The following is an 18249-nucleotide window of genomic DNA, read 5'->3' on the forward strand; positions in this document are numbered from 1 at the left end:
CGCAGTGTCGCGCAGATATGCCCACGTGCGCCCGTACGCGCAGGTAAGAGCCTCCCTCCCGCCGCCCGACCTCCGCCCCTCAACGACGGCGCTCCGCGCCGGCCCCTTCCGTCGCTGTCCCGAAGGACGTATTCACCATGGCCGCCACCCCACAGAACCCTGCCGCCTCCGCGCCCCGCCGCAAGGTGAGTCGTCACCGTGGTGAGGGTCAGTGGGCCATGGGTCACTTCACCCCGCTCAACGGCAACGAACAGTTCAAGAAGGACGACGACGGTCTCAATGTGCGGACACGCATTGAGACGATCTACTCCAAGCGCGGCTTCGACTCGATCGACCCCAACGACCTGCGCGGACGTATGCGTTGGTGGGGTCTGTACACGCAGCGCAAGCCCGGCATCGACGGCGGCAAGACCGCCATCCTGGAGCCGGAGGAGCTGGACGACAAGTACTTCATGCTGCGGGTGCGGATCGACGGCGGCCGCCTCACCACCCAGCAGCTGCGGGTGATCGGCGAGATCTCGCAGGAGTTCGCCCGGGGCAGCGCGGACGTCACCGACCGGCAGAACATCCAGCTGCACTGGATCCGCATCGAGGACGTCCCGGAGATCTGGAACCGTCTCGAGGCCGTCGGCCTGTCCACCACCGAGGCGTGCGGCGACACCCCGCGTGTGGTCATCGGCTCGCCGGTCGCGGGCATCGCCGAGGACGAGATCATCGACGGTACCTGGGCGATCGACGAGATCCACGAGCGGTACATCGGCAGCAAGGAATTCTCCAACCTGCCGCGCAAGTTCAAGACGGCGATCTCCGGCTCCCCGCTCCTCGACGTCGTCCACGAGATCAACGACGTGGCGTTCGTCGGTGTCGAGCACCCCGAGCACGGCCCCGGCTTCGACCTGTGGGTCGGCGGCGGTCTGTCCACCAACCCGAAGATCGGCGTCCGGCTCGGCGCCTGGGTGCCGCTGGCCGAGGTCCCGGACGTCTGGGCCGGTGTCATCGGCATCTTCCGGGACTACGGCTACCGGCGGCTGCGCACCCGCGCCCGGCTGAAGTTCCTGGTCGCCGACTGGGGCGCGGAGAAGTTCCGCCAGATCCTGGAGGACGAGTACCTCAAGCGGAAGCTCGTCGACGGCCCCGCGCCGGCCGAGCCCCTGCAGCGCTGGCGTGACCACGTCGGGGTGCACCGGCAGCAGGACGGCAACTTCTACGTCGGGTTCGCCCCGCGCGTCGGCCGCGTGGACGGCACCACCCTGGCGAAGATCGCCGACCTCGCCGAGGCGCACGGCTCGGGCCGGGTGCGCACCACCGTCGAGCAGAAGATGATCGTCCTCGATGTCACCGAGGACCAGGTCGACTCGCTGGTCGAGGCGCTGGAGGCGCTGGACCTGACCGCCAAGCCGTCGCCGTTCCGGCGCGGCACCATGGCCTGCACCGGCATCGAGTACTGCAAGCTCGCCATCGTCGAGACGAAGGCGCGGGGCGCCGCGCTCATCGACGAGCTGGAGCGCCGGCTGCCCGACTTCGACGAGCCGCTGACCATCAACCTCAACGGCTGCCCGAACGCCTGCGCCCGTATCCAGGTCGCGGACATCGGTCTCAAGGGCCAGCTGGTCCTCGACGACCAGGGCGAGCAGGTCGAGGGCTTCCAGGTGCACCTGGGCGGCGCGCTGGGTCTGGAGGCCGGTTTCGGCCGCAAGGTCCGCGGTCTCAAGGTGACCTCGGAGGAGTTGCCGGACTACGTCGAGCGGGTGCTCAAGCGTTTCCAGGCGGAGCGCGAGGACGGCGAGCGGTTCGCCACCTGGGCGGCCCGCGCCAGTGAGGAGGCCCTCTCATGAGCGAGCGGGCCGCCCCCTTCTACTGCCCCTATTGCGGCGACGAGGATCTGCGTCCGAACGAGCAGGGCCACGGCGCCTGGGAATGCGGGGCCTGCAACCGCGCATTCCAGCTGAAGTTCCTCGGGCTGCTCGCCCGGGGGCTGAAGCACTCCGAAGCCGGAGGGGAACAGATATGACCACAGCTCAGGAAGACCGCACCACCGACGATTTGAAGGCGCTGGCCGAGCAGGCCGGCCGCGACCTCGAAGACGCCACCGCCCTGGAGATCCTCCAGTGGGCGGTGGACACCTTCGGCAAGGGCTTCTGCGTGACCTCCTCCATGGAGGACGCGGTCGTGGCCCACCTGGCGTCCCGCGTCCAGAAGGGCGTCGACGTCGTCTTCCTCGACACCGGCTACCACTTCCCGGAGACCATCGGCACCCGGGACGCCGTCGAGGCCGTGATGGACGTCAACGTCATCACCCTCACCCCGCGCCAGACGGTCGCCGAGCAGGACGCCGAGTACGGGCCCAGGCTGCACGACCGCGACCCCGACCTGTGCTGCAAGCTCCGCAAGGTGCAGCCGCTGGAGCAGGGCCTGACGAAGTACACCGCCTGGGCGACCGGGCTGCGCCGTGACGAGTCCCCGACCCGGGCGAACACCCCGGTCGTCGGCTGGGACGAGAAGCGTCAGAAGGTCAAGATCTCCCCGATCGCCCGCTGGACCCAGGACGACGTGGACGACTACGTCGCCGAACACGGCGTGCTGACCAACCCGCTGCTGATGGACGGCTACGCCTCCGTCGGCTGCGCCCCCTGCACCCGCCGGGTACTGGAGGGCGAGGACGCGCGCGCCGGCCGCTGGGCGGGGCGCGCCAAGACCGAGTGCGGACTGCACGGATGACGACCATCGGTCCTTCGACGAACCAGGAGAACAACGTGACGACCGGAGCCACCGTCTGGCTCACGGGTCTGCCGAGTGCCGGCAAGACCACCATCGCGTACGAGCTGGCCGGCCGGCTGCGGGCCGACGGCCACCTCGTGGAGGTGCTCGACGGCGACGAGATCCGCGAGTTCATCTCGGCGGGCCTCGGCTTCAGCCGCGAGGACCGGCACACCAATGTGCAGCGCATCGGCTTCGTCGCCGAACTCCTGGCACGTAACGGCGTCAAAGCCCTTGTCCCGGTGATCGCCCCCTACGCCGACAGCCGGGACGCGGTGCGCAAGCGCCACGAGGAGAACGGCACCGCGTACGTCGAGGTGCACGTGGCGACCCCGGTCGAGGTGTGCTCCGTCCGCGATGTGAAGGGTCTGTACGCCAAGCAGGCGGCCGGTGAGCTGACCGGGCTGACCGGCGTGGACGACCCCTACGAGGAACCCGAGACGCCCGACCTGCGAATCGAGTCGCAGCACCAGACCGTGCAGGAGTCCGCGGCGTCCGTGCACGCCCTGCTGAGCGGGAAGGGACTGGCATGACGACGACCGTGGCGGCTCACGGGGAGGGCACGGGCACCCCGTACGCCCTGTCCCACCTGGACGCGCTGGAGTCCGAGGCGGTCCACATCTTCCGCGAGGTGGCGGGCGAGTTCGAGCGGCCGGTGATCCTGTTCTCCGGCGGCAAGGACTCCATCGTCATGCTGCATCTGGCCCTGAAGGCGTTCGCCCCGGCGGCGGTCCCGTTCTCCCTGCTGCACGTGGACACCGGGCACAACTTCCCCGAGGTCCTCGAGTACCGGGACCGTACGGTCGAGCGGCACGGACTGCGGCTGCACGTGGCCTCCGTGCAGGACTACATCGACCGGGGTGTGCTGCGCGAGCGGCCCGACGGGACCCGTAACCCGCTGCAGACACTGCCGCTGACGGAGAAGATCCAGAGCGAGAAGTTCGACGCGGTCTTCGGCGGCGGCCGCCGGGACGAGGAGAAGGCCCGCGCCAAGGAGCGGGTGTTCTCACTGCGGGACGAGTTCTCCCAGTGGGACCCCCGCCGCCAGCGCCCCGAGCTGTGGAACCTCTACAACGGACGGCACGCCCCCGGCGAGCACGTCCGGGTCTTCCCGCTCTCCAACTGGACCGAACTGGACGTCTGGCAGTACATCGCCCGCGAGGGCATCGAGCTGCCGCAGATCTACTTCGCCCACGAGCGCGAGGTCTTCCAGCGGGGCGGGATGTGGCTGACGGCGGGTGAGTGGGGCGGCCCGCGGGAGAACGAGACCGTCGAGAAGCGGCAGGTGCGCTACCGGACCGTCGGTGACATGTCCTGCACGGGCGCCGTCGACTCCGACGCCGGCACGCTGGACGCCGTGATCGCCGAAATCGCCGCCTCCCGGCTCACCGAGCGCGGCGCCACCCGCGCCGACGACAAGCTCTCCGAGGCCGCGATGGAAGACCGCAAGCGCGAGGGGTACTTCTAGAGATGAGCACGACCACCACGGACCTCGGCCTGACCGAGACCACCCTGCTGCGTTTCGCGACCGCCGGCTCGGTCGACGACGGCAAGTCCACCCTCGTCGGACGGCTGCTGCACGACTCCAAGTCGGTCCTCACCGACCAGCTGGAAGCCGTCGAGCGCGCCTCCGCCTCACGCGGGCAGGACGCCCCCGACCTGGCCCTCCTCACCGACGGACTGCGCGCCGAACGCGAGCAGGGCATCACCATCGACGTGGCCTACCGCTACTTCGCCACCCCGAAGCGCCGGTTCATCCTCGCCGACACGCCCGGCCACGTGCAGTACACCCGCAACATGGTCACCGGCGCCTCCACCGCCGAGCTGACCGTGGTGCTGGTCGACGCCCGCAACGGGGTCGTGGAGCAGACCCGCCGGCACGCCGCGATCGCCGCCCTGCTGCGCGTTCCGCACGTCGTCCTCGCCGTCAACAAGATGGACCTGGTCGGCTACCAGGAGACGGTCTTCGCCGGGATCGCCGAGGAGTTCACGGCGTACGCGACCGAGCTGGGCGTCCCCGAGGTCACCGCGATCCCGATCTCGGCGCTCGTCGGCGACAACGTCGTGGAGCCGTCCGCCACCATGGACTGGTACGGCGGCCCGACCGTCCTGGAGCACCTGGAGACCGTCCCGGTCAGCCACGACCTGGCGCACTGCCACGCCCGGCTGCCCGTGCAGTACGTGATCCGCCCGGGGACCGCCGAGCACCCGGACTACCGGGGCTACGCCGGCCAGATCGCCGCCGGCACCTTCCACGTCGGCGAGCCGGTCACGGTCCTGCCGTCCGGTCGTACGACGACGATCTCGGGCATCGACCTCCTGGGCAAGCCGGTCGACGCGGCGTGGACCACCCAGTCGGTGACCCTCCTGCTCACCGACGACATCGACGTCTCGCGCGGCGACCTGATCGTGCCCACGAAGGATGCCCCTGCCACCACCCAGGAGGTCGAGGCGACCGTCTGCCACGTGGCCGACCAGCCGCTGACCGTCGGGCACCGGGTGCTGCTCAAGCACGGCACCCGCACGGTCAAGGCCATCGTCAAGGACATCCCGTCCCGGCTCACGCTCGACGACCTGTCCCTGCACCCGCACCCGGGGCAGCTCGTCGCCAACGACATCGGCCGGGTGAAGATCCGTACCGCCGAGCCGCTGCCGGTCGACTCCTACGCCGACTCGCGCCGCACCGGCTCGTTCATCCTGATCGACCCCGCCGACGGCACCACGCTCACCGCGGGCATGGTCGGCGAGTCGTTCGCCTCCCCCGAGCCCGTCAAGGACGAGGCCGAGGACGACGGGTGGGACTTCTGACATGACGATGACCGACGTCTACTCGACGTTCGCGAAGGAGGGCGGCCGCGTCGGCAGCGGCGACCTCGGAAGCGGGCAGGGCGGGGTGGCGCGATGTGCGTGCTGACGTACGCGCACTGCCTGCGCGCCCCGGCCCCCCACCCGACGTCCCGGATGCGACGAAGACCTGCCGACCTCCCGGCCACGACCTGAAAGACCGTGACCGCCGGGCCAACGAGAGGAAAGCCTCCCGTGCCTGCCAACCGCTCCAAGCTCCTGCGTCGCGGCATAGCCGCGCTCGCCGCACTCCCCTTGCTCACGCTCGCCGCCTGCGGGTACGGGTCGGACTCCGACAAGAGCGACACCACCAAGGTCGCCGCCGGGGCCAAGAAGATCGAGGGCCTCGACACCGTCAAGATCGGCTACTTCGGCAACCTGACCCACGCGACCGCGCTGGTGGGCAACCAGAAGGGCTTCTTCCAGAAGGAGCTCGGCGCGACCAAGGCCAAGTACGCGATCTTCAACGCGGGCCCGTCCGAGATCGAGGCGCTCAACTCGGGCTCCATCGACATCGGCTGGATCGGCCCCTCGCCTGCGATCAACGGCTACACCAAGTCCAACGGCACCGACCTGAAGATCATCGGCGGTTCGGCGTCCGGTGGCGTGAAGCTGGTCGTCAACCCGAAGAAGATCAAGTCCCTGAAGGACGTCAAGGGCAAGAAGATCGCGACGCCTCAGCTGGGCAACACGCAGGACGTGGCGTTCCTCAACTGGGTCGCCGACCAGGGCTGGAAGGTCGACGCGCAGAGCGGCAAGGGTGACGTCACGGTCGTCCGCACCGACAACAAGATCACCCCGGACGCCTTCAAGGCCGGTTCCATCGACGGCGCCTGGGTGCCGGAGCCGACCGCGTCCAAGCTGGTCGCCGAGGGCGGCAAGGTGCTGCTCGACGAGTCCACGCTGTGGCCCGACAAGAAGTTCGTGATCACGAACATCATCGTGTCGCAGAAGTTCCTGAAGGCGCACCCGAAGGTCGTCGAGGCGGTCCTGAAGGGCTCGGTCGAGACCAACAAGTGGATCAACGCCAACCCGGACGCCGCGAAGGCCTCGGCCAACAAGCAGCTGGCGGTCGACTCCGGAAAGGCGCTGCCCGACGACGTCCTGAACTCGGCCTGGTCGTCCATCCAGTTCACCGACGACCCGCTGGCCTCCACCCTCAACACCGAGGCCGAGCACGCCGTCAAGGCCGGTCTGCTCACCGATCCGCTGCTGAAGAACATCTACGACCTGACGCTCCTCAACAAGGTGCTGAAGGCCGACGGCGCGAGCACGGTCAGCGCCGCGGGTCTCGGCAGCAGCTGATCCGGCCCCGACGAGTTCCCAGGAGGTGACGACCATGGCCACGACCACGACACTCGCCAAGGCCGACGAGTCGGTCGAGTACGCGGCACGCCTTGAGCATGTCTCGAAGTCCTTCGCGACACCGGGCGGGCAGCAGCTCGTCCTGGACGACATCACCCTCGATGTCGCGCCGGGCGAGTTCGTCACCCTCCTGGGAGCCTCGGGCTGCGGCAAGTCCACGCTGCTGAACCTGGTGGCGGGGCTCGACCGGCCCACCGCGGGCTCCATCGCGACGGACGGGCGGCCCGCCCTGATGTTCCAGGAGCACGCCCTCTTCCCGTGGCTGACCGCGGGCAAGAACATCGAACTCGCCCTGAAGCTCAGGGGGGTTCCCAAGAACGACCGCCGTGCCAAGGCCGAGCAGCTGCTCGAACTGGTCCGGCTGAAGGGCGCGTACGACAAGCGCGTCCACGAGCTGTCCGGCGGTATGCGCCAGCGGGCCGCGCTGGCCCGCGCGCTCGCCCAGGAGAGCAGACTGCTGCTGATGGACGAGCCGTTCTCGGCCCTGGACGCCATCACCCGGGACGTGCTGCACGACGAACTGACCCGGATCTGGGAGGAGACGGGGCTCTCCGTCCTGTTCGTCACGCACAACGTGCGCGAGGCGGTGCGGCTCGCCCAGCGGGTGATCCTGCTGTCGTCCCGGCCGGGCCGGATAGCGCGCGAGTGGGAGGTCGGCATACCGCAGCCGCGCCGCATCGAGGACGCGCCCGTGGCCGAACTGTCCCTCGAGATCACCGATGTACTGCGTGGGGAGATCCGCCGTCATGGCCAGCACTGAGACGACACCGGCCAAGGACGCCGGAAGTGTCGAGGCCGGCCTCGACGCCCTGGAGACGACGGCCACCAGCCGCCCGACCCTCCGCCAGACCTTCACCGGCAAGATCCTGCCCCCGATCATCGCGCTCGCCGTGGTCCTCGTGGTCTGGACGCTGCTCGTCCCGGTCGTCGACGACCCGTCCAAGCTGCCCTCGCCGGCCGCGGTGGGCGACACGTTCAAGGACGCCTGGCTCAAGGGCGACCTGCTCGGCTACATCTGGACCAGCGTCAGCCGCGGCCTGCTCGGCTTCCTCTTCGCACTGGTCATCGGCACCCCGCTGGGGCTGCTGGTGGCCCGGGTGAAGTTCGTGCGCGCGGCGATCGGCCCGATCCTGTCCGGCCTCCAGTCGCTGCCGTCGGTGGCGTGGGTGCCGCCGGCCGTGATCTGGCTGGGCCTGAACAACTCCATGATGTACGCCGTGATCCTGCTCGGCGCGGTCCCCTCCATCGCCACCGGCCTGGTGTCCGGCGTCGACCAGGTGCCCCCGCTGTTCCTGCGCGCCGGACGCACCATGGGCGCGACGGGCGTCAAGGGCATCTGGCACATCGTGCTGCCGGCGGCGCTGCCCGGCTATGTGGCGGGCCTGAAGCAGGGCTGGGCGTTCTCCTGGCGCTCGCTGATGGCGGCGGAGATCATCGCGAGCTTCCCCGACCTCGGCGTGGGCCTCGGCCAGCTCCTGGAGAACGCACGCACCGCCAGCGACATGGCCATGGTGTTCGAGGCCATCCTCCTGATCCTGTTCGTCGGCATCGCGATCGACCTGCTGATCTTCAGCCCGCTGGAGCGGTGGGTGCTGCGCAGCCGCGGTCTGCTGGTGAAGAGCTGAGGTCCATGCGTACGAAGCCCGTTCTCCTCGTCATCGCCCACGGCAGCCGTGACCCGCGGCATGCCGCGACCGTGCACGCCCTGGTACGGCGGGTGCGGTCGCTGCGGCCCGGGCTGCGCGTGGAGACGGGCTTCCTGGACTTCAACATCCCGTCGGTGCACGCGGTGTTGGAGTCCCTTGCGGCGGAGGGCGTCCGTGACGTCGTGGCCCTCCCGCTGCTGCTCACCCGCGCGTTCCACGCGAAGGCCGACATCCCGGCCGTACTGCGGGACGCGCCGCCACAGCTGCGGATCCGCCAGGCCGAGGTGCTGGGCCCGTCCCCGCTGCTCCTGTCGGCCCTCGAACGGCGGCTGTACGAGGCCGGGCTGACCCCCGCCGACAAGTCCTCGACCGGGGTCGTGCTGGCCTCGGCGGGGTCCAGCGACCCGGAGGCGATCGCGGTGATCGCAGAAATCGCGCGGGAGTGGCGGCACACCGGTTGGTGCGCCGTGCGGCCCGCGTTCGCCTCCGCATCCCTTCCCCGAACCGAGGACGCGGTCCGGGAGCTGCGGGACCTCGGCTGTGCCCGGGTGGCGGTGGCTCCGTACGTCCTCGCCCCCGGCTTCCTGCCCGACCGGATCGCGCGGGGCGCGGCGGAGGCGGACGTGCTGGCCGAGGTGCTCGGTCCGGCGCCGGAGGTGGCGCGGGTGCTGCTGGAGCGGTACGACGCGGCCCGCACACCCGCCCTGGCGGCCGTGGGGGCCTGAGCCCTCCGGCGCTCGGTCGACGAGGCGCCCTCGGGGTTCGCGGTCCGGCGCTCCCCTGTGACGTCGGACCGCGAACAGCCGGCCCACGGCGGGGCTCTCGCGAGCGCCACCGCGATGGCCGGCTCTTACTTCTGCGCCGCGGTCCGCGAACGTGTCACACCGGGGGCTTCACCTGTTCAGTCTGCCAACGACTTGTCCTCGCCGGTCAGTTGACCGTCGGCCGCGCCGGGCCACCCCACCGGGGGCGAGCGCGCGGCCGAGGTCAGGGCATCGTCCGGAACGCCGGTCGGAGTCCGCGGTCAGGTCGCGGGCCGTCAGCTCCTCGGGGCGTTGCCCGCGCTGCGCGCCGCCTCGTCGGCGAGGCGGCCGAGCTCCCCGACCGGCATCGAGCCAGGCGCCCGGCGCTCGCGCGCGAACGTGTTGGCGAGGTGCTGCAGGAGGTCGTTGAGCGGGGTGGGGACGCCGTGCAGGCGGCCCAGCAGGGCGATCTCGCCGTTGAGGTAGTCGGCCTCGATGGTGCCGGTGCCGCGGCTGAGGGACTGCCAGGAGGAGCCGCCGCCGCGCGGGGCGCCGTCCAGCGGGACCAGATCCACCTTGTGGCCACGCAGCGCCTGCTGCTCCTCGACGCTCGCATACGCGATCCCGGCGGCGTCGAGCACGGCCTCGCCCTCGGCCCGCACGCGCCGGAACAGGGTCACGGCCGCGTCGTCGGCGATGGGCCCGGCGACGGCCTCCAGCGCGTTGCCGAGGTTGGACAGCAGCTTGGCGTACTGCCAGCGCGCCACGTCGGGCACGACCGGCGCCTCGAAGTGCGACTTCTCCAGGTCGGCGGCGACCAGCCGGGCGGTCGCGTCGGTGCCGTGGGGGTGGCGGCCCAGATGCAGCATGCCGGTGAGCGGGGCCCCGCCGGCGGAGACGACGCCCGGTTCGACGAAGGTCGACGGCAGCCAGACGCAGACGCCGTAGACGTGCCGGAAGACGCGCAGGGCAAGGCGCTGGCCCTCCACGCCGTTCTGGGCGCAGAACAGGGGCAGGCGCTCCGCCGCCGTGCCGCCGCCCGCGACCGGTGCCGCCCCCCAGGCCCCCAGGGCGGTCACGGTGTCCTGTGTCTTGACGGCGAGGACGAGGACGTCGTCCTCCCGCAGCTCGCCCAGCTCCCCGGGCCCGGTGACGGCCGGCAGCCGGTACGTGTACGCGCCGTCCGGCACCTTCAGCCGCAGCCCGCCGTCCCGCAGCGCCGCGTGGTGCGCACCCCGCGCCACCAGCACGACGTCATGCCCCGATCCCGCCAGCCGCCCGCCGATCGCACCGCCGACGGCCCCTGCCCCGATGATGATGTAGCGCATGGGAGCAGCCTCGCACAGGCGTTGCCCCTGCCCTGGGGGCAGGGGACCCGCTGCTCGCCGTACCGCGCGCGATCATGTCGCCGGCGCCCTTCCCCGGCCCGCCGGCGGTCACGCTCCCGGGGCGGTGAGTTCCACCAGCTTGACGACCGTGTTCCAGTTCCGGGTGGTGGCGATCAGCCCCTTGTTGATCCGCGGCCGGGACAGCGCCTCCGCCAGCTTGGAGCGGCCGAGCCCGTCCGGGGCGTACAGGTACAGCGCGCGGTCGCCCAGGCGGAACTCCTCCGGGAGGTGGGCGGCGGGGTCCATGCCCGCGAACCGCTCCGGGGTGACCGGCGCCGAGAAGTAGGTGACGTGCAGCTGCCTGGCCTCCAGCTCGGCGGCCGGGAACGGGCAGGCCTCGGCGATCGCCCTGAGGTAGGCGTGGTCGCGGACGAGCACGTCGACGGAGAACCCGAACCGCTCCTCGACCGCCTCGGTCAGCTCCGCGGCCAGCGACTCCGTGTCCCCGTGTGCCGCGGCGAAGACGGCCTGCCCGCTCTGGAGGTAGGTCCCCACGGACTCGTACCCCAGGCCGGTCATGAGCGCCCGCAGCTCGGCCATCGGGAGCTTCTTCCTGCCGCCCACGTTGATCCCGCGCAGCAGTGCCGCATACCTCGTCATTCGAACACCTTAGAACGGCCGTCGTGCCCCGTGGGGGTGGGCGCGACGGCCGTGCCGGGCGGGCCGGACTGCCCGAAACTCTGGCCGATCGGACCGCTCCGGATCAACTCCTGCACGCACCTGTGACTTGTTCAACAAGGTTCTGTAATCACAAAGCGGATCCGCGTCGTCGGAAGGGACACCCCTGATCAACACCCCCGAGATGGGTCGATAGATGTAAGGGCCCGACATCCTCCCAGGCGATGAGAGCCGGCCGCCGTACTTCACCGGGCAGCACGAGGAGTCGGTCTTATCCGGCCCATACCTTCGAATCGAACGAAGGAAGTCGTGAAGAAACCGTGGCGGCCGGGGCCGTCACCGCACACGAGGGGGCAATCCCGTCATGGGGAACGGAGAGACGCGGGTGCGGGGCCTGGCCGCCCGGGCCGGCGGCTGGAGCGCCCGGCACCGCTGGGCCGCCGTCGGCATATGGGTACTGTTCGTCGTCCTGGCGATGGGACTCGGCTCGGCGGCCGGCCGGGTCGACGTCGACGAGAGCGACCAGCTCAAGGGCGAGACGCACACCGCTGCAAAGATCATCGACGACGCGGGCATCAAGGAGCCGGCCGCCGAGACGGTCCTGATCCAGTCCAAGGATCCGTCGGTCAGGGCCACGGACGCCGACTTCAGGTCCGCCGTCGCGGACGTCGTCAAAGCCGTCGACGGCACCGGCAAGGTCACGGGCATCACCTCGCCCTACGCCACCGGGACGATCTCGAAGGACGGCCGCAGCGCACTGGTCCAGTTCGACATGCGCGGCGACGCGGAGACCGCCGCCGACCGGGTCGAGCCGGTACTGGACGCGGTGGCCGGGGTGCAGAAGGCACACGGCACGCTGCGGATCGCGGAGATCGGCGGCGCCAGCATGGACAAGCAGTACGGCGACGCCTTCGGCAAGGACTTCAAACGGGCCGAGTACTCCGCCGTGCCGGTGGCCTTCGGCATCCTGCTGATCGCCTTCGGCGCGCTGGTGGCCGCGCTGCTGCCGGTCGGCCTGGCGATCACCGCGATCATGGCGACGATGGGCCTGATGGGCCTGGTCAGCCATCTGCAGCCGATGAGTGACACCGCCAACTCCGTGATGCTGCTGGTCGGCATGGCCGTCGGCGTCGACTACTGCCTGTTCTACCTGCGCCGGGAGCGCGAGGAACGGGAGGCCGGCCGGGACGCGGGCGCGGCGCTGCGGATCGCCGCCGCCACCAGCGGCCGGGCCATCATCGTCTCCGGTGTCACGGTCTGCGTGGCGATGGCGGGCATGCTGTTCACCGGCCTCGCCGAGTTCGAGGCGATGGGCCTGGCCTCCCTGATGGTCGTCGCGGTCGCCATGGTCGGCTCGGTGACCGTCCTGCCCGCGCTGCTCTCCCTGCTGGGCCACCGGGTCGAGAAGGGTCGTATACCGTTCCTGCGCCGCCGCGAGCGCGCCCACGGCACCTCCGAGAGCCGCTTCTGGACCGCCGTGCTGCGGGGCGTGCTCGCCAAGCCGCTGGTCTCCGTGCTCGTCGCGGTCGGCGCGCTGCTCGCGGTCGCCGCACCCGCCCTGGGCATGAAGACCTCGCAGCTCACCCTGGACCAGGAGTTCGGCGGTTCGCTGCCGATCGTGCAGACCTACGACCGGGTCAACCAGGCCTTCCCCGGCGGCTCCCAGCCGGCCGAGGTGGTCGTCAAGGCCAAGGACATCAACGCCCCCGAGGTGCGGGAGGCGCTCGCCGGCTTCAAGGCGCGGGCGATCAGCTCGGGCGCCTCGCGCGGCCCGGTCGAGATCACCATGCACGACGCCCAGAACGTCGCCCTGATCTCCGTACCGCTGGTCGGCGGCTCCGACCTGGACAAGGCCGGCAAGAGCCTGGACAAGCTGCGCGACCAGGTACGGCCCGCCACCCTCGGCAGGGTCGACGGGGTGCAGGCACCGGTGACCGGGAACGTCGCGGGCAACGAGGACTTCAACGACCAGTTGATGGGCTCGGTCGTCCCGGTCTTCGCCTTCGTGGTCGTCTTCGCCTTCCTCCTCATGCTGCTGTCGTTCCGGTCGCTGACGGTCGCGATCACCTCGATCCTGCTCAACCTGCTCTCGGTGGGTGCCGCCTACGGCATCCTGGTCGCCGTCTTCCAGCACGGCTGGGGTGCCTCCCTGGTGGGTGCGGAGGGCGTCGGCGCGATCGTCAGCTGGCTGCCGCTGTTCCTCTTCGTGATCCTGTTCGGCCTGTCGATGGACTACCACGTGTTCGTGGTCTCCCGGATCCGCGAGGCCCGGCTGCGCGGCCGGTCCACAGGGGAAGCGATCCAGCACGGGGTGGTCACCACGGCCGGGGTCGTCACCAGCGCCGCCGTCATCATGGTCGCCGTCTTCGCGATCTTCGGAACGCTGTCCATGCAGTCCATGAAGCAGATGGGCGTGGGCCTGGCGGCCGCGGTCCTCATCGACGCGACGGTCATCCGGGGCGTGCTGCTGCCGGCGGTGATGGCCCTGCTCGGCGAACGCAACTGGTACCTGCCCCGCTGGCTGCGCTGGCTGCCGGACCTGACCCACGACGAGTCGCCGGAGCCGGTGGCGCCGCCGGTGACCCGGGGCGAGCAGGACCGGCTGCCGGTCTGAGTTCCGGGTACCACCCTCTGACCCAGGGTCCGTTGGTCTCCCGGGGGAGCCAACGGGCCCTGTTCGCTGCCTACGGGTGCTCAGCGCTGGTAGCGGGCCAGGACCAGGTTGCCGTCCTTCTCCAGGCGGTGGCGGAGTTCGTCGAGGCCGATGGCGCCGCTGTAGTACGACTGGAGGGCGGGGGTGGCCACCTTGTCCTTCCACTCGGGGTAGCCGCGGACCGTCTGGGCGGGGGCCGGGCTTAGCCGGCCGGCCAGGGCGGTGCCGGTGGCCCAGCCGTACCTGGCGGTGTGCAGGGCCGGGTCCCGCAGGGCCTGGGTGCCGGTGGGCAGCATCCAGTCGCCGAGGGCGAGCCGGACCATGTTCTTCGGCCGGAGCAGGAAGTCGATGAACTCGGCCGCCTCCTTCTTGTGGTGACTGTCCTCGGCGACGGACAGCGTCTGCGGGCTGACGCCCTGGGCGAGCCCGTCGACGCCGGCCGGGGCGGGCAGCACCTCCCAGTCGAAGCCCTTCGGCGCCTGCTGGACGATCTGCTGACGGTAGGAGAAGCCGAGCGGGACCATCGCGTACCTGCCGCCGAAGAAGCCCGGCAGGGTGTCCGAGCCGCCGCTGCCCAGGGTGGAGCCGGGTGCGCTGTGGTCGATGCCGACCTGGTCGTGGATGGTGCGGGGCACGACCTGGTCGGCGGCCTCGAAACGCACGGTCACCTTGCCGTCCGCGCCCCGGTGGAAGAGCCGTCCACCCGCCGACAGGGAGAGGTTGAGCGTGGCGGAGACGGGCTCCTTGAGCGGCCAGGCGACGCCGTACTTGCCGTCGCCGCTGAGCTCTTCGGTGACCTGCCGGAACTCCTCCCAGCTCCAGGGCTGTCCGGGCGTCGGAATGCGCACTCCCGCCTTCGCGAGCCAGGTGGTGTTGGCGATCAGCACCCGCGGCTCCTGGAGGAACGGCACGCCGTAGACGCCGTCACCGAAGGTCGCCGCCTCCCAGCTCCGCTGCGGTATATCGGACTTGAGCCGCCCGGGCAGCAGGTCGGTCAGGTCGGCGAGGTAGCCGCCGTAGGCGAAGTCGGCGAGGTCGTCGGAGGCGTCGTGGATGATGTCCGGGGCCTCACCGCCCTCGAAGGAGGTGAGCAGCTGGTCGTGGACGCTGTCCCAACTGCCCTGCACGTACTCGACCCTGACGTCCGGATGGGTGGCGTTCCACTCCTTCACCAGCTCCTTGTTGGCGGCGATCGAGTCCTCCTGCCAGGCCAGGGACTGGAAACGGAGGGTGATCGGGCCGCCCTTCCGAGCGGTGCCCGAGCATCCCGCGAGCAGCAGGAGGACGGTGACGACGACTGCCGTGGTGGCCCTGGTCCGCATCAGCTCTTCACCGCCCCGGTGAGCATCCCGCCGGTGATCCGCCGCTGGACGAGTGCGAAGACGACCAGCGAGGGCAGCGTGGCCAGGAAGGCGGCCGCGGCGAGGGGTCCGAGGTCGGCCACGCCCTCCGCGCCGATGAAGTGGGTGAGGACGACCGGCAGGGTCTGTTTCTCCGGTGTCTTCAGCAGCACCAGCGCGAAGAAGAACTCGTTCCACGCGGTGACGAAGGCGAACAGCCCGGTCGCCACGATTCCGGGGGCCAGCAGCGGTGCCGTCACCGACACCAGCGTCCGCAGCCGCCCGGCCCCGTCCACGGCCGCCGCCTCCTCCAGTTCGACGGGGACCGCCCGGACGTAGCCGACGAGCATCCACAGCGCGAACGGCAGCGCCCACACCACATACACCATCACCAGCCCGAACAGGGAGTCGATCAGCCGCAGGTGCTTCAGCACCAGGAACAGCGGGATGATCACCAGCACGAACGGGAAGGCCTGGCTGACCACCACCCACCCGGTGGCCGCCCGGGACAGCGCCCCGCGCCGCCTGGCCATGACGTACGCCATCGGGGTCGCGAGCAGTACGGCGATCAGCGCGGCGCCGAGCGCGGCGAGCAGGGAGTTGAGGCCGGCACGCAGCAGGGGCTGTTCGTCGAAGGCCTGGCGGAAGTTGGCGAGGGTCGGATGCCGGGGGATCCAGGTGGGGTGCAGACTGCCCAGCTCGGTGGGCGACTTGAAGGCCGTGGAGAGCAGCCAGAGCAGCGGGAAGGCCAGGAAGACGAGGTAGCCGAGCAGGGCGGCGTACTGAGCGGCACGGGCACCGGTGCGGGTCCTCACGCGTCCTCGCCTCCCCGCAGCCGGCCCACCAGGAAGACGGCCAGCAGCACCGCGATCACCGCGACCATCACACAGCCCATCGCCGCCGCGTACCCGAACTGGCCGTAGCGGAAGGCCTCTTCGTAGGCGAACAGCATCGGCAGCCGGGTCTTGCCGCCGGGACCGCCGTTGGTCAGGACGTAGACCAGGGCGAAGGAGTTGAAGTTCCAGATCAGGTTGAGCGCGGTGATGGCCAGCGCGACGGGTCTGAGGGCGGGCCAGGTGACCGTGCGGAAGCGGCGCCAGGCGCCGGCCCCGTCCACGGCCGCGGCCTCGTGCAGTTCGCGCGGGGTGTTCTGCAGTCCGGCGAGCAGAGCGACCGTGGTCTGCGGCAGCCCCGCCCAGACGCCGACGACGATCACGGCCGGCAGGGCGGTGCCGAGGCCGCTCAGCCAGTCCCGGCCGTCGCCGAGACCGAGGTCGCGCAGGGTCTCGTTGAGGATCCCCGCGTCCGGGTTGTAGACCAGCCGCCACATGATCCCGACGACTACCTCCGGCATCGCCCAGGGCACGATCGCCAGGGCGCGGGCCAGCCAGCGCAGCCGTAACTCCTGGTCGAGGAGGAGTGCCAGGCCGAGGGCGAGCAGGAACTGGGGCACGGTCACCCCGACGGCCCAGACCAGGCCGATCCGGAACGACTCCCAGAAGAGCGTGTCGTGCAGGAGGTCCTGGAAGTTCAGGCCGCCGATCCACCGGGTGGCCGCGGTCCGGCCGGACTGGGCGTCGGTGAACGCCAGCAGGATCCCGTAGAGCAGCGGGCCGACGCTCAGGACGAGGATCGGGATCACGGCGGGCAGGACCAGGAACCAGGCGCCGTGGCCGGTCAGGCGTGCGGCGGCCGGTCGCCGCACGGTGGCCACGTTCGTCGCCAATGCCACGTCATCCCCCTTCGCGCGGCCCGGTCGGGCCTGGTCATGGTCGTGAAGGCCGGTTGTCCCGTCAAGGCACCGCGCACGCGCCGCGACCTCCGTGGATGCGAGACTGGCCGGCGGATGGCTGGAAGACGGCGCCGTGTGCACCCGCACAGCCGCGGGCGCGGGCACCGGGAGCGGACACGGAGGCGGACGATGGACGAGGCAAGGGCGCGGGACGTACTGGCCGCGGCGGGTGTGCTGCCCGGTGCGGCGGCTGACGCCCCGCTCCTCGCCCTGGGCGAGAACGCGGTGTTCGGCGCCGGGGACCTGGTCGTGAAGGTGGGCCGGGACGCCGAACTCCTTGACCGGGCCCGGCGTGAGCTGGAGATCGCCGGGTGGCTGGCGGAGGCGGGCGTCCCGGCCGTCCGGGCCGCCGAGCCGAAGGCGCGGCTCGTGGACGGCCACCCGGTGACCGTGTGGCACCGGCTGGCGGATCCCGTACGGCCGGCCGAGCCGCGCGATCTGGCCGAACTGCTGCGGATCGTGCACGCACTCCCCGCTCCTCCCTTCGCGTTGCCGCCCCGTGAACTGCTGGGCGGTGTGGACCGCTGGCTGCGGCTCGCCGGCGACGCGATCGACCCCGCCGACGCGGCGTATCTGCGCGAGCGCCGGGACGGCTTCGCGGCGGCCGCGGCCGCGCTGACACCGCGGTTGACTCCGGGACCGATCCATGGGGACGCGCTGCCCCGCAACGTGCACGTCGGCCCGGACGGACCGGTACTGGTCGACCTGGAGACCTTCTCGTCCGACCTGCGCGAGCACGACCTGGTGGTCATGGCGCTCTCCCGGGACCGGTACGGCTTGCCGGCCGGGGCCTACGACTCGTTCGTCGAGGCCTATGGGTGGGATGTGCGGGAGTGGGAGGGTTGCGGCGTGCTGCGCGGCGCCCGGGAGACGGCGAGCTGCGCGTGGGTCGCCCAACACGCACCGAGCAACCCGAAGGCGCTGACAGAGTTCAAGCGCCGGGTGACGTCGCTACGGGACGGCGACGAGTCGGTGCGGTGGTACCCCTTCTGAGCCGCGGCCGCTGTGGAGCGCCCCAGCGCCCCCAAAGGGGCGCGGGGCTGTATGGGGTGTGCGGCTACCGCCGCGTGGGCGCGACCAGCCCCCACCGGCCCGCGGTAAAA

17 protein-coding genes are annotated in these 18249 nt (G+C 71.0%); 12 read left to right on the forward strand and 5 right to left on the reverse strand.

Annotated features, from left to right (window positions below; genetic code table 11):
- Positions 1-137 precede the first annotated feature (137 nt).
- The 10 genes from AB0N16_RS01840 to AB0N16_RS01885 all read left to right on the forward strand — a co-directional run bounded on the left by AB0N16_RS01840 (position 138) and on the right by AB0N16_RS01885 (position 9337).
- A complete protein-coding gene (locus AB0N16_RS01840) occupies positions 138-1835 on the forward strand; it encodes a nitrite/sulfite reductase (protein WP_365791976.1) in 1698 nt (565 codons plus the stop codon).
- Positions 1832-2011 carry a hypothetical protein gene (locus tag AB0N16_RS01845; protein WP_365791978.1) on the forward strand — a complete coding sequence of 60 codons (180 nt, stop codon included), beginning with the start codon at positions 1832-1834 and terminating at the stop codon, positions 2009-2011. The genes AB0N16_RS01840 and AB0N16_RS01845 overlap by 4 nt, the downstream gene beginning before the upstream one ends.
- Positions 2008-2718 carry a phosphoadenylyl-sulfate reductase gene (locus AB0N16_RS01850; protein ID WP_365791980.1) on the forward strand — a complete coding sequence of 237 codons (711 nt, stop codon included), beginning with the start codon at positions 2008-2010 and terminating at the stop codon, positions 2716-2718. The genes AB0N16_RS01845 and AB0N16_RS01850 overlap by 4 nt, the downstream gene beginning before the upstream one ends.
- Positions 2715-3290, forward strand: a complete 576-nt coding sequence (gene cysC / locus AB0N16_RS01855) for an adenylyl-sulfate kinase (protein ID WP_365791982.1) — start codon at positions 2715-2717, stop codon at positions 3288-3290. The genes AB0N16_RS01850 and cysC overlap by 4 nt, the downstream gene beginning before the upstream one ends.
- A complete protein-coding gene (gene cysD / locus AB0N16_RS01860; protein WP_365791984.1) occupies positions 3287-4225 on the forward strand; it encodes a sulfate adenylyltransferase subunit CysD in 939 nt (312 codons plus the stop codon). The genes cysC and cysD overlap by 4 nt, the downstream gene beginning before the upstream one ends.
- Positions 4226-4227: 2 nt before the next feature.
- Positions 4228-5565, forward strand: coding sequence for a GTP-binding protein (locus AB0N16_RS01865; RefSeq protein WP_365791986.1), 1338 nt, complete (start codon positions 4228-4230; stop codon positions 5563-5565).
- Between the two features lie 231 nt (positions 5566-5796).
- On the forward strand, positions 5797-6906 hold the full coding sequence (locus tag AB0N16_RS01870; RefSeq protein WP_365791988.1) for an aliphatic sulfonate ABC transporter substrate-binding protein: 1110 nt from the start codon (positions 5797-5799) through the stop codon (positions 6904-6906).
- 34 nt (positions 6907-6940) lie between these two features.
- The gene (locus AB0N16_RS01875; protein WP_365791990.1) at positions 6941-7726 is read left to right on the forward strand and encodes an ABC transporter ATP-binding protein; all 786 of its coding nucleotides are present in this window, start codon (positions 6941-6943) and stop codon (positions 7724-7726) included.
- Complete coding sequence (locus AB0N16_RS01880; protein ID WP_365791991.1) at positions 7713-8591, forward strand: ABC transporter permease; 879 nt, start codon at positions 7713-7715, stop codon at positions 8589-8591. The genes AB0N16_RS01875 and AB0N16_RS01880 overlap by 14 nt, the downstream gene beginning before the upstream one ends.
- 5 nt (positions 8592-8596) lie before the next feature.
- A complete protein-coding gene (locus AB0N16_RS01885) occupies positions 8597-9337 on the forward strand; it encodes a sirohydrochlorin chelatase (RefSeq protein ID WP_365791993.1) in 741 nt (246 codons plus the stop codon).
- Between the two features lie 314 nt (positions 9338-9651).
- On the opposite strand, the gene AB0N16_RS01890 is transcribed toward AB0N16_RS01885, so the two are convergent.
- Positions 9652-10683, reverse strand: a complete 1032-nt coding sequence (locus AB0N16_RS01890; RefSeq protein ID WP_365791995.1) for a 2-dehydropantoate 2-reductase N-terminal domain-containing protein — start codon at positions 10681-10683, stop codon at positions 9652-9654.
- A gap of 108 nt (positions 10684-10791) precedes the next feature.
- The gene (locus AB0N16_RS01895) at positions 10792-11343 is read right to left on the reverse strand and encodes a DUF1697 domain-containing protein (protein ID WP_365791997.1); all 552 of its coding nucleotides are present in this window, start codon (positions 11341-11343) and stop codon (positions 10792-10794) included.
- Positions 11344-11725: 382 nt separating this feature from the next.
- Here AB0N16_RS01895 and AB0N16_RS01900 point away from each other — a divergent pair, with 382 nt between their 5' ends.
- Positions 11726-13975, forward strand: coding sequence for an MMPL family transporter (locus tag AB0N16_RS01900; protein WP_365791999.1), 2250 nt, complete (start codon positions 11726-11728; stop codon positions 13973-13975).
- 80 nt (positions 13976-14055) lie between these two features.
- Here AB0N16_RS01900 and AB0N16_RS01905 read toward each other — a convergent pair whose 3' ends face one another.
- Genes AB0N16_RS01905 through AB0N16_RS01915 form a run of 3 tightly spaced genes read right to left on the reverse strand, consistent with a single transcriptional unit; the run spans position 14056 to position 17080 of the window.
- A complete protein-coding gene (locus tag AB0N16_RS01905; RefSeq protein WP_365792001.1) occupies positions 14056-15336 on the reverse strand; it encodes a sugar ABC transporter substrate-binding protein in 1281 nt (426 codons plus the stop codon).
- The gene (locus AB0N16_RS01910) at positions 15336-16169 is read right to left on the reverse strand and encodes a carbohydrate ABC transporter permease (protein ID WP_365792003.1); all 834 of its coding nucleotides are present in this window, start codon (positions 16167-16169) and stop codon (positions 15336-15338) included. The genes AB0N16_RS01905 and AB0N16_RS01910 overlap by 1 nt, the downstream gene beginning before the upstream one ends.
- Positions 16166-17080, reverse strand: coding sequence for a sugar ABC transporter permease (locus tag AB0N16_RS01915; protein WP_365792757.1), 915 nt, complete (start codon positions 17078-17080; stop codon positions 16166-16168). Before AB0N16_RS01915 ends, AB0N16_RS01910 begins: the two co-directional genes overlap by 4 nt.
- Positions 17081-17275: 195 nt before the next feature.
- On the opposite strand from AB0N16_RS01915, the gene AB0N16_RS01920 reads away from it, so the two are divergent.
- A complete protein-coding gene (locus tag AB0N16_RS01920) occupies positions 17276-18139 on the forward strand; it encodes an aminoglycoside phosphotransferase family protein (protein WP_365792005.1) in 864 nt (287 codons plus the stop codon).
- The last annotated feature ends 110 nt before the right edge of the window (positions 18140-18249 follow it).

The organism is Streptomyces sp. NPDC051105 (assembly GCF_040682795.1).
Lineage (GTDB): Bacteria > Actinomycetota > Actinomycetes > Streptomycetales > Streptomycetaceae > Streptomyces.

Excerpts from the sequence above, each read along its gene's own strand:
- AB0N16_RS01840 (WP_365791976.1), top strand. The coding sequence starts at position 138 with ATGGCCGCCACCCCACAGAACCCTGCCGCCTCCGCGCCCCGCCGCAAG.
- AB0N16_RS01845 (WP_365791978.1), top strand. The coding sequence starts at position 1,832 with ATGAGCGAGCGGGCCGCCCCCTTCTACTGCCCCTATTGCGGCGACGAG.
- AB0N16_RS01850 (WP_365791980.1), top strand. The coding sequence starts at position 2,008 with ATGACCACAGCTCAGGAAGACCGCACCACCGACGATTTGAAGGCGCTG.
- cysC (WP_365791982.1), top strand. The coding sequence starts at position 2,715 with ATGACGACCATCGGTCCTTCGACGAACCAGGAGAACAACGTGACGACC.
- cysD (WP_365791984.1), top strand. The coding sequence starts at position 3,287 with ATGACGACGACCGTGGCGGCTCACGGGGAGGGCACGGGCACCCCGTAC.
- AB0N16_RS01865 (WP_365791986.1), top strand. The coding sequence starts at position 4,228 with ATGAGCACGACCACCACGGACCTCGGCCTGACCGAGACCACCCTGCTG.
- AB0N16_RS01875 (WP_365791990.1), top strand. The coding sequence starts at position 6,941 with ATGGCCACGACCACGACACTCGCCAAGGCCGACGAGTCGGTCGAGTAC.
- AB0N16_RS01880 (WP_365791991.1), top strand. The coding sequence starts at position 7,713 with ATGGCCAGCACTGAGACGACACCGGCCAAGGACGCCGGAAGTGTCGAG.
- AB0N16_RS01885 (WP_365791993.1), top strand. The coding sequence starts at position 8,597 with ATGCGTACGAAGCCCGTTCTCCTCGTCATCGCCCACGGCAGCCGTGAC.
- AB0N16_RS01890 (WP_365791995.1), bottom strand. The coding sequence starts at position 10,683 with ATGCGCTACATCATCATCGGGGCAGGGGCCGTCGGCGGTGCGATCGGC.
- AB0N16_RS01895 (WP_365791997.1), bottom strand. The coding sequence starts at position 11,343 with ATGACGAGGTATGCGGCACTGCTGCGCGGGATCAACGTGGGCGGCAGG.
- AB0N16_RS01900 (WP_365791999.1), top strand. The coding sequence starts at position 11,726 with ATGGGGAACGGAGAGACGCGGGTGCGGGGCCTGGCCGCCCGGGCCGGC.
- AB0N16_RS01905 (WP_365792001.1), bottom strand. The coding sequence starts at position 15,336 with ATGCGGACCAGGGCCACCACGGCAGTCGTCGTCACCGTCCTCCTGCTG.
- AB0N16_RS01920 (WP_365792005.1), top strand. The coding sequence starts at position 17,276 with ATGGACGAGGCAAGGGCGCGGGACGTACTGGCCGCGGCGGGTGTGCTG.